We start from the raw sequence: 8,072 nt of genomic DNA on the forward strand, positions 1-8,072 counted from the left end.
CCGGATTAAACAAAGCACGCCCGCGCGGCAAACGATAGGGCCGATGGAACGCCACGCAGTTCGCCGCCGCTGGGGCGACCACGAACCCGATCGCAGCCCTCAGCGCCACCACGAGAAGCCTTGCCGTCGAACGCATCGGTTTCTCCTTCTCCGGGCATCGCTGATCGACATTGACGCCGCGCCGACCGCCCACAACGGTCATCCGGCCGAACCTCGACCCGGCGGCCATCCGGAGGTGCGGGCGCGCCCGGTCACGCGCAGGGCGGGGAAACGGACGTGGTCGTGCGAGCGGATCGCGCGCCGTCGTCACCCTTGCCGAGAACGGCACGGGGAGCTGGGCCAAGACCGCCCGGAGCGGACCAGGGCGACACCGCGCAGGGCGACCGACCCCGGGTGGCCGCCGGTTCACCGATGAACCGCCTGCGGCACCGCCATGGCCTCGGCGAGGCGGCGGCCCGCGGTGACGGCGTTGTGGGCCAGCACTGTTGCCAGGGTGCCGCCGTGGGCCAAGGGGACCAGCGACCACCAGTCGCCGCTGGTCGGGGTCGGGACGTCCGGGTCGCCGACGCGGAGTTCGGTGGCCAGGACGCGGTGGCCCGCCTGGCCCGCCGGGGAGGCGTCGAGGCCGGGGTCGCCGACGGCGAGGCGTTGGCGGAGCAGGGGAACGCCATCGCGGACGACGTGCCAGTCGCTGACGAGGGTGCCGGGAAGCTCGTCGGTGCGACCCAGGACCAGTGTCTCGCGGCAGCGCAGGCGGGCCGTGCCGGACAGGGTGGCGCGCAGCTCGGCGGTGTGCAGCGCGCGGGCGGTGACCACGGTCGGCTCGGGCAGGTAGGCCAGCGAGCCGCCGTCGGCCACCCGCAGGGCGACGGCGGCGCGGCTGGGCTCGCCGGACGGGCCGGGCAGCACGACGGTGGCCGCCACCCCGGCGACCACCAGTTCGGCGCCCGGCCCGACCTCGACGGTCAGGTGCAGGTCGTCGCCGCCGAGCGGGGCGGCGGCGCTGCCGACCAGGTGGACGGTCACCGGGCCGGGGCCGCGGCGGGGCACCAGGGTGAGCGGGGCCGCCGACTCCAGCACCCGCAGCACGGTCCGGCCGCCGACGGCCTCGGCCACGACTCGGGCCCTGGCCTTCATCAGGCGAGCAGCCCGCGCACCCAGGCCGCCACGTCGGGCGCGTCCGGGGTGTCCACAAGGGACTGGCTGATCACCGGGAGGTCGCCGCGCATCCGGTGGGCGTCGGACCGCATGACGTCGAGGTCGGCGCCGACCAGCGGGGCGAGATCGGTCTTGTTGATCACCAGCAGGTCGGCCGTGGTGACGCCGGGGCCGCCCTTGCGGGGCACCTTGTCGCCGCCCGCCACGTCCACCACGAACACCTGGGCGTCGACCAGCCCGCGGCTGAACACCGCGGTGAGGTTGTCGCCGCCGCTCTCGATGATGATCAGCCGCACCTCGGGGAAGCGCTCGGTGAGGGTGTCGACGGCGTCGAGGTTGGCGGTGATGTCGTCGCGGATCGCGGTGTGCGGGCAGGCTCCGGTCTGCACCGCCTCAATCCGGTCGTCGGCGAGCACCCCTGCCCGGCGCAGGAAGTCGGCGTCCTCGGTGGTGTAGATGTCGTTGGTCACCACGGCGAGGTCGACCTCCCCGCGCAGCGCCCGGCACAGCGCCGCGACCAGCGCCGTCTTGCCGCTGCCGACCGGCCCGCCGATGCCGATGCGCACCGCGCGGCCCGCGGCGGGTGCGGGGGAGTGGCGGTCGGGCTCGATCTCGGTCGGGTCGAAGGACACCAGGTGTCCGTGGCCGTGATCAACTGGCAAAGAGACGCACCTCCGCTTTGTGGTTGCGGAGATGGGACTCCGCGAGCAGGTCCAGTCCCGGCGATCCGGGGGCGGGCAGGTCGACCGGGTCGGCAGCGGCGGTCGCCGCGGCCCGCTCCGCCTGGGCGCGCAGGGCGGGCGCGAGGTCGGCGATGGCGGCGTTGACCGCGAACGGGTCGAGCCCCAGCAGCCGGATGGCCGCGCTCGCCGGGCCGCTGACGGCCAGGTACCCGGCCGTCGCCGCGGCCCCCACCGGGCTGCCGCCCGCCAGGGCGGCCAGCGCGCCGAGCACGATCGGGTGGTGCGGGCGCGGGGTCGCCGCGGCCAGCGCGCGCAGCTCGGCCGACGGCCAGGCCACCGCGCCCGCGCGCAGCGTCGCCCGGCCCTGCGCCCGCGACGCCGAGCGCTGGGCGGGGGAGGGGGTGCGGGCGTCCATCTCGGCGTCGAGCCGGGCCCAGTCACCCATCCGGGAAGCCGCCGCGGCGGCGAAGACGGCGGCCAGCCCGCCCGCCGTCCGCAGCCTGCCGCCGAGGAACACCCGCAGGCTCGGCACATCGGTGACGAGCCTGCGGGCCACGGCCTCCTCCAGCCCGCCGGAGTGGACGTGGCCGCCGCCGGGGAAGCGGGAGTCGGCCAGCAGCAGCGCGGCGATATCCACGATCAGAACAGGAAGTAGCGCTGCGCCATGGGCAGCACGTCGACCGGATGGGGCTCCACCAGTTCGCCGTCGATGCGCACGGCGAAGCTGTCGGCGTCGACGCGGACGTCGGGCAGCGCGTCGTTGAGCAGCATGTCCGCCTTGGACACCGAGCGGGTGTCGGTCACCGGCACGATGGCGCCGGCCAGCCCCCACCGGTCGGCCAGCGCGCCGTCCGCCGACGGCGCGACGAACAGCAGGCCGCTCGCCGCCGCCACCGACGGCGCGGCCCCGTACATGGGGCGGGCGAGCACCGGCTGCGGGGTGGGGATGGAGGCGTTGGCGTCGCCCATCGCCGCCCAGGCCACGAACCCGCCCTTGAGCACCGCGTGCGGGCGGACGCCGAAGAACTTGGGCTCCCACAGCACCAGGTCGGCCAGCTTGCCGACCTCGACCGAGCCGACCTCGTGGGCGATGCCGTGCGCGATGGCCGGGTTGATCGTGTACTTGGCGACGTAGCGGCGGGCCCGCATGTTGTCGGCGGCGCCGTCGCCGGGCAGGGCGCCGCGGCGCAGCTTCATCACGTGCGCGGTCTGCCAGGTGCGGATGACGACCTCGCCGACGCGTCCCATGGCCTGGGAGTCCGACCCGATCATCGAGATCGCGCCCAGGTCGTGCAGCACGTCCTCGGCGGCGATGGTGCTGGGCCGGATGCGGCTCTCGGCGAAGGCCAGGTCCTCGGGCACCGAGGGATTGAGGTGGTGGCAGACGATGAGCATGTCGAGGTGCTCATCGATGGTGTTGACCGTGTGCGGGCGGGTGGGGTTGGTCGAGGAGGGCAGCACGTTGGGCAGCCCGACCACGGTGATGATGTCGGGCGCGTGCCCGCCGCCCGCGCCCTCGGTGTGGTACGCGTTGATGGAGCGGCCGGCGATGGCCTCCACAGTGGACTCCACGAACCCGGCCTCGTTGAGGGTGTCGGTGTGGATGGCCACCTGGACGCCGGTCTCGTCGGCCACGCCGAGGCAGGCGTCGATGGCCGCCGGGGTGCTTCCCCAGTCCTCGTGCAGCTTGAAGCCGCCCGCGCCCGCGCGGACCTGCTCCAGCATCCCTTCCTTGCTGACCGTGTTTCCCTTGCCCAGGAACAGGACGTTGACCGGCTGGTGGTCCATCGCCTGCATCATGCGGCCCAGGTTCCACGCGCCCGGGGTGACGGTGGTGGCCTTGGAGCCCTCGGCGGGCCCGGTGCCGCCGCCGATGAGCGTGGTGACGCCGGAGGCCAGCGCTTGGTCGGTGATCTGCGGGCAGATGAAGTGCACGTGGCAGTCGATGCCGCCCGCGGTGAGGATGCGGCCGTTGCCCGCGATGACCTCGGTGGACGGCCCGATCACCAGCGCCGGGTCGACCCCGTCCATGGTGTCGGGGTTGCCCGCCTTGCCGATCGCGCAGATGCGGCCGTCGCGCACGCCGACGTCGGCCTTGACGACGCCCCAGTGGTCCAGGATCACCGCGCCGGTGATCACCAGGTCGGGCGCGCCGTCGGCCCGGGTGGCCATGCCCTGGCCCATCGACTCGCGGATCACCTTGCCGCCGCCGAAGAGGACCTCGTCGCCCGCGCCCGCGCCGCGGCTGCGGTCCTCGGTGACCTCGATCAGCAGATCGGTGTCGGCGAGGCGGACGCGGTCGCCGACGGTGGGGCCGTACAGCTCGGCGTAGCGGTCGCGGGACAGCCGGGTCACAGATCACCGGCCTGGTCGCCGCGCAGCCCGGGGACGATCCGGCGGCCCGCGATGGGCACCAGGTCGACCTCGTGCTCGATCCCGGGCTCGAACCGCACCGAGGTCCCCGCCGGGATGTCGAGGCGGTGGCCCCAGGCCACCTCGCGGTCGAACCGCAGCCCCGGGTTGACCTCGGCGAAGTGGTAGTGCGAGCCGACCTGGACCGGCCGGTCCGCGGCGTTCACCACCACCAGCCGGACCCGTGGCCTGCCGGGATTGAGGTCGACGGGCTCGTCGCCGCACAGCACCTCGCCTGGCCGCATGTCAGCGCTCCTCACGGAATCGGGTCATGCACGGTGACCAGCTTGGTCCCGTCCGGGAAGGTGGCCTCCACCTGCACGGAGTCGAGCATCTCCGGCACCCCGGCCTGCACCTGCTCCCGGGAGAGGACCCCACGCCCACTGGCCATCAACTCCCGCACGGCCAGCCCGTCGCGGGCCCCCTCCAGCACGTGCGCGGTGATCAGCGCGACCGCCTCCGGATAGTTGAGCAGCACCCCGCGGTCAAGCCTGCGCCGGGCCACATCGGCGGCCACGTGGACCAGCAACTTGTCACGTTCGTGCGGCGTGAGGTGCACGGCGATCCGTTTCGCGGTCGGAGAGGCGATGCCTCGGGTGTGGCCATTCTAGTGCCGCCTGCCCGCCGGAAGCCGCCTTGAATGGATCACGCGCGTGTTAACGACCCTGGGGTCGTCAAGGATCGACTGCCGCCGAATAGAACCCTCTTTTGTCGGCGACGTACCAAAGATCGTCTCGTTGGAACCGAAGTAATCGCCTGGCGACCACTACCTGACCATCTGTCGTCAGGGTGAACTGTCCACAGAGCAGGGGAGCTGTGTCACCGGCGCGGGTGGGGACAGGGCTGTCCGGGGGCTCGCAAGAGAGCGGCGGTCCTTGCCAGTTGTCGGTTTTGTCGACCGACCGTGACGGGGGCGCTGCCGTTCGGCTGGGACTGTTGACCATGGGAGAACGGCTGGTCAGGCTGCTGATGAGGCCCTGGTCCAGTGCCAATTCGTCCCGGCGACCCTGCGCCGGGCGCGCGGGTCGGGGCGGTGAGGAGACAAGCCGTGCGTTCGTTGATGCGAGGGTTCGCGGTCGCCGTGGTGGCCGTGTCGATGACAGGTGGGGTGTCGGCGGCGGCCGACGCGGGAGTGCCGGTTGCGCTGGGAGTGGCGTCGGCGACCGTGAAGCCGATCGAGGGGAGCTACATCGTCACGCTGGACCCGAAAGCCAACGGGACGGCGGTCGCGGGAGCACTGGGGGTGACGCCCGCAAGCGTGTACGACGCTGCGTTCACCGGGTTCTCGGCCAAGCTGACGCCCAGCCAGTTACGGGCCCTGCGGAAGGACCCGGCGGTCATCGCGATCGAACAGGACGTGCTGGTGACCGACGTCCTCGACGCCACCCAGGTCAACCCGCCGTCGTGGGGGATCGACCGGGTGGACCAGCGGGCGAGGCCGCTGTCGGCGAGCTACACCTACACCGCGACCGGCGCGGGCGTGCACGCCTACATCATCGACACCGGGATCACCCCGAGCCACCCGGACTACGGCGGTAGGGCCACCTTCGACTACAACGGCATCGACACCAACAACACCGACTGCCAGGGGCACGGCACGCACGTGGCCGGGACCATCGGGTCGACCACCTACGGCGTGGCCAAGGAGGTGCGGCTGCACGGGGTGAAGATGATGAACTGCTCCGGCAGCGCCACCACCACCGCCGCGCTCAACGCGATCAACTGGGTCACCGCGAACGCGCAGCGGCCCGCGGTGGCGAACACCTCGTGGAACTTCACCGCGTCGGCGAGCCTGGAGACCGCGATCCGGAACATGATCGCCTCCGGGGTCTTCCTGGCCACCTCGGGGGGCAACACCGGCGGCAACTCCTGCGACCGCCTGCCGCGCAAGGTGGAGACCGCCAGCGTGGTGGCCTCCTCGGAGAGCAGCGACGCCCGCTCCTCGTTCTCCAGCACCGGCTCCTGCATCGACCTCTACGCCCCGGGCGGCTCGATCCGCTCGACGCTGCGCACCGGCGGCAACGGCCTGATGAGCGGCACCTCCATGGCTGCTCCGCACGTGGCGGGCGTGGCCGCGCTCTACAAGTCCCGCTACGGCGACGCCCCCTCGGCGACGGTGCACAACTGGCTCAACGCCAACGCCACCCCGAACGTCGTCACCAACGGCGCAACCGGCGGCACCGCGAACCTCCTGCTGTTCACCGCGGGTCTGTGAACGATCTGCCCCGGCACGCGGCGCCCCCGCGCGCCGGGGCAGGCACCCATCCCGTCGGGACCGCGCGGTCCCGTTCAGGAAGCGTCTGTGCGGCGGGCAGACGGGGGCGGGTCGGTGTGGTTGGGTGATCTTGACGCGGACCGGACATGAGGAGACGACCGTGACGGTGACCGGTGCGCGGCCCGCGCTGCGGGGGAGGTTTCGGGACCGCCAGGTCACGATGCTGGCGATCGGTGGTGTGATCGGGTCGGGGCTGTTCGTGGGGTCGGGGGCGGCGGTGTCGCTGGCGGGGCCCGCTGTGCTGCTGTGCTTCGCGGTGGCAGGTGCGCTGACATTGCTGGTCATGCGGATGATGGCCGAGTTGACCTCGGCCCACCCGTCCAGCGGGGCGTTCTCCGAGCACGCGGGGCGGGCGTTCGGGGAGTGGGCCGGGTTCACGGTGGGGTGGCTGTACTGGACCACCATGTCGGTGGTGGCCGGGCTGGAGGCGACCGGGGCGGCGGTCATCGTCCGGGGATGGGCGCCGGGCGTTCCACAGTGGATTCTCGTCCTGGTGTTCGTCGGGCTGTTCATGGGGATCAACCTGGCGGCGGTGCGGAAGTTCGGGGAGTTCGAGTTCTGGTTCTCCCTGATCAAGGTCGTGGCGATCATCGCGTTCCTGGTGCTGGGGGTGCTGGCGGTCCTGGGGGCGATGCCCGGCGGCGGGGTCACGGGCGGTTTCGCCGACTTCCTGCCGAACGGGTGGTCGGGGGTGTTGCAGGCGTTGGTCATCGCGGTGGTGGCGTTCGGCGGGGTGGAGATCGCGATCATCGCGGCGGCCGAGTCGGACGACCCGGCGCGGTCGGTCGCGCGGGCGGTGCGCAGCGCCATGTGGCGGGTGAGCCTGTTCTACCTGGGGTCGTTGCTGGTCGTGGTGACCTTGTTGCCGTGGAACGACGTCGCGGTGGGGGAAAGCCCGTTCGCGGCGGTGCTGAACCACATCGGGGTGCCCGCCGCCGCCCAGGTGATGAACGTCGTCATCCTGGTGGCGCTGCTGTCGGCGCTCAACGCGACCCTGTACGCGGGGGGCGCGGATGTCGTTCTCGCTCTCCACCCGCGGGTTCGCCCCCACGGCGCTCTCGAACACCGGCACGAACGAGGTCCCGCGCGCGGCGGTCGTGGCGTCGTCGCTGTTCGGACTGGTGGCGGTGCTGCTGAACTACCTGTGGCCGGACACCGTCTTCCTGTTCCTGCTCAACGCCATCGGCATGGTCATGCTGGTCATCTGGGGCCTGGTGGCGTGCGCGCAGCTCAAGCTGCACCGGCCCGAGCACCCGGTCCGCATGTGGGCCCACCCGTACCTGTCGTGGGTGACGCTGGCCGCGATCGTCGGCCTGTTCGTCCTGCTGCTGACCACACCCGGCGGTCGCACCCAGGTGCTCTCGACCGCCGCCCTGGTGGCCGTCATCCTCATCGCCTTCTCGGTCAAACGGATTCGCACCCGCTAAAGGTTGTCCCGTAACGCTGTCTCGGTGTGATCGATGATCTTGGTGTGGATCAGGTGATCAGTGCGGACCGGTCGGAGTGGGTGCCGGTGTTCACGGGCTTGTCGGTGGGGGTGTTCC

General features: G+C 72.2%; 8 protein-coding genes and 1 pseudogene. 3 read left to right on the forward strand and 6 right to left on the reverse strand.

Annotated features, from left to right (window positions below; all coding sequences use genetic code 11):
• Positions 1–405 precede the first annotated feature (405 nt).
• From ACTG9Q_RS31890 to ACTG9Q_RS31915, 6 genes are read right to left on the reverse strand one after another with little or no spacing between them, the layout of a single operon-like run.
• On the reverse strand, positions 406–1,137 hold the full coding sequence (locus tag ACTG9Q_RS31890; RefSeq protein WP_455576672.1) for an urease accessory protein UreD: 732 nt from the start codon (positions 1,135–1,137) through the stop codon (positions 406–408).
• A complete protein-coding gene (ureG, locus tag ACTG9Q_RS31895; RefSeq protein ID WP_455576673.1) occupies positions 1,137–1,820 on the reverse strand; it encodes an urease accessory protein UreG in 684 nt (227 codons plus the stop codon). Before ureG ends, ACTG9Q_RS31890 begins: the two co-directional genes overlap by 1 nt.
• Positions 1,810–2,478: an urease accessory protein UreF gene (locus ACTG9Q_RS31900; RefSeq protein ID WP_455576674.1), complete on the reverse strand. Its 669-nt coding sequence runs from the start codon at positions 2,476–2,478 to the stop codon at positions 1,810–1,812. Before ACTG9Q_RS31900 ends, ureG begins: the two co-directional genes overlap by 11 nt.
• 2 nt (positions 2,479–2,480) lie before the next feature.
• On the reverse strand, positions 2,481–4,196 hold the full coding sequence (locus ACTG9Q_RS31905; RefSeq protein ID WP_455576675.1) for an urease subunit alpha: 1,716 nt from the start codon (positions 4,194–4,196) through the stop codon (positions 2,481–2,483).
• The gene (locus tag ACTG9Q_RS31910) at positions 4,193–4,498 is read right to left on the reverse strand and encodes an urease subunit beta (RefSeq protein WP_455576676.1); all 306 of its coding nucleotides are present in this window, start codon (positions 4,496–4,498) and stop codon (positions 4,193–4,195) included. Before ACTG9Q_RS31910 ends, ACTG9Q_RS31905 begins: the two co-directional genes overlap by 4 nt.
• A gap of 11 nt (positions 4,499–4,509) precedes the next feature.
• Positions 4,510–4,812: an urease subunit gamma gene (locus ACTG9Q_RS31915; protein WP_455576677.1), complete on the reverse strand. Its 303-nt coding sequence runs from the start codon at positions 4,810–4,812 to the stop codon at positions 4,510–4,512.
• A gap of 489 nt (positions 4,813–5,301) precedes the next feature.
• Here ACTG9Q_RS31915 and ACTG9Q_RS31920 point away from each other — a divergent pair, with 489 nt between their 5' ends.
• From ACTG9Q_RS31920 to ACTG9Q_RS31930, 3 genes and pseudogenes are all read left to right on the forward strand, one after another.
• The gene (locus ACTG9Q_RS31920; protein WP_455576678.1) at positions 5,302–6,468 is read left to right on the forward strand and encodes a S8 family peptidase; all 1,167 of its coding nucleotides are present in this window, start codon (positions 5,302–5,304) and stop codon (positions 6,466–6,468) included.
• A 220-nt stretch (positions 6,469–6,688) separates the two neighbouring features.
• Positions 6,689–7,471 (forward strand): annotated as a pseudogene (locus tag ACTG9Q_RS31925) (amino acid permease); the annotation flags it as partial.
• 70 nt (positions 7,472–7,541) lie between these two features.
• Positions 7,542–7,955, forward strand: a complete 414-nt coding sequence (locus ACTG9Q_RS31930; RefSeq protein WP_455576679.1) for a hypothetical protein — start codon at positions 7,542–7,544, stop codon at positions 7,953–7,955.
• Positions 7,956–8,072: the final 117 nt, after the last annotated feature.

Source organism: Actinokineospora lacus, assembly GCF_053813445.1.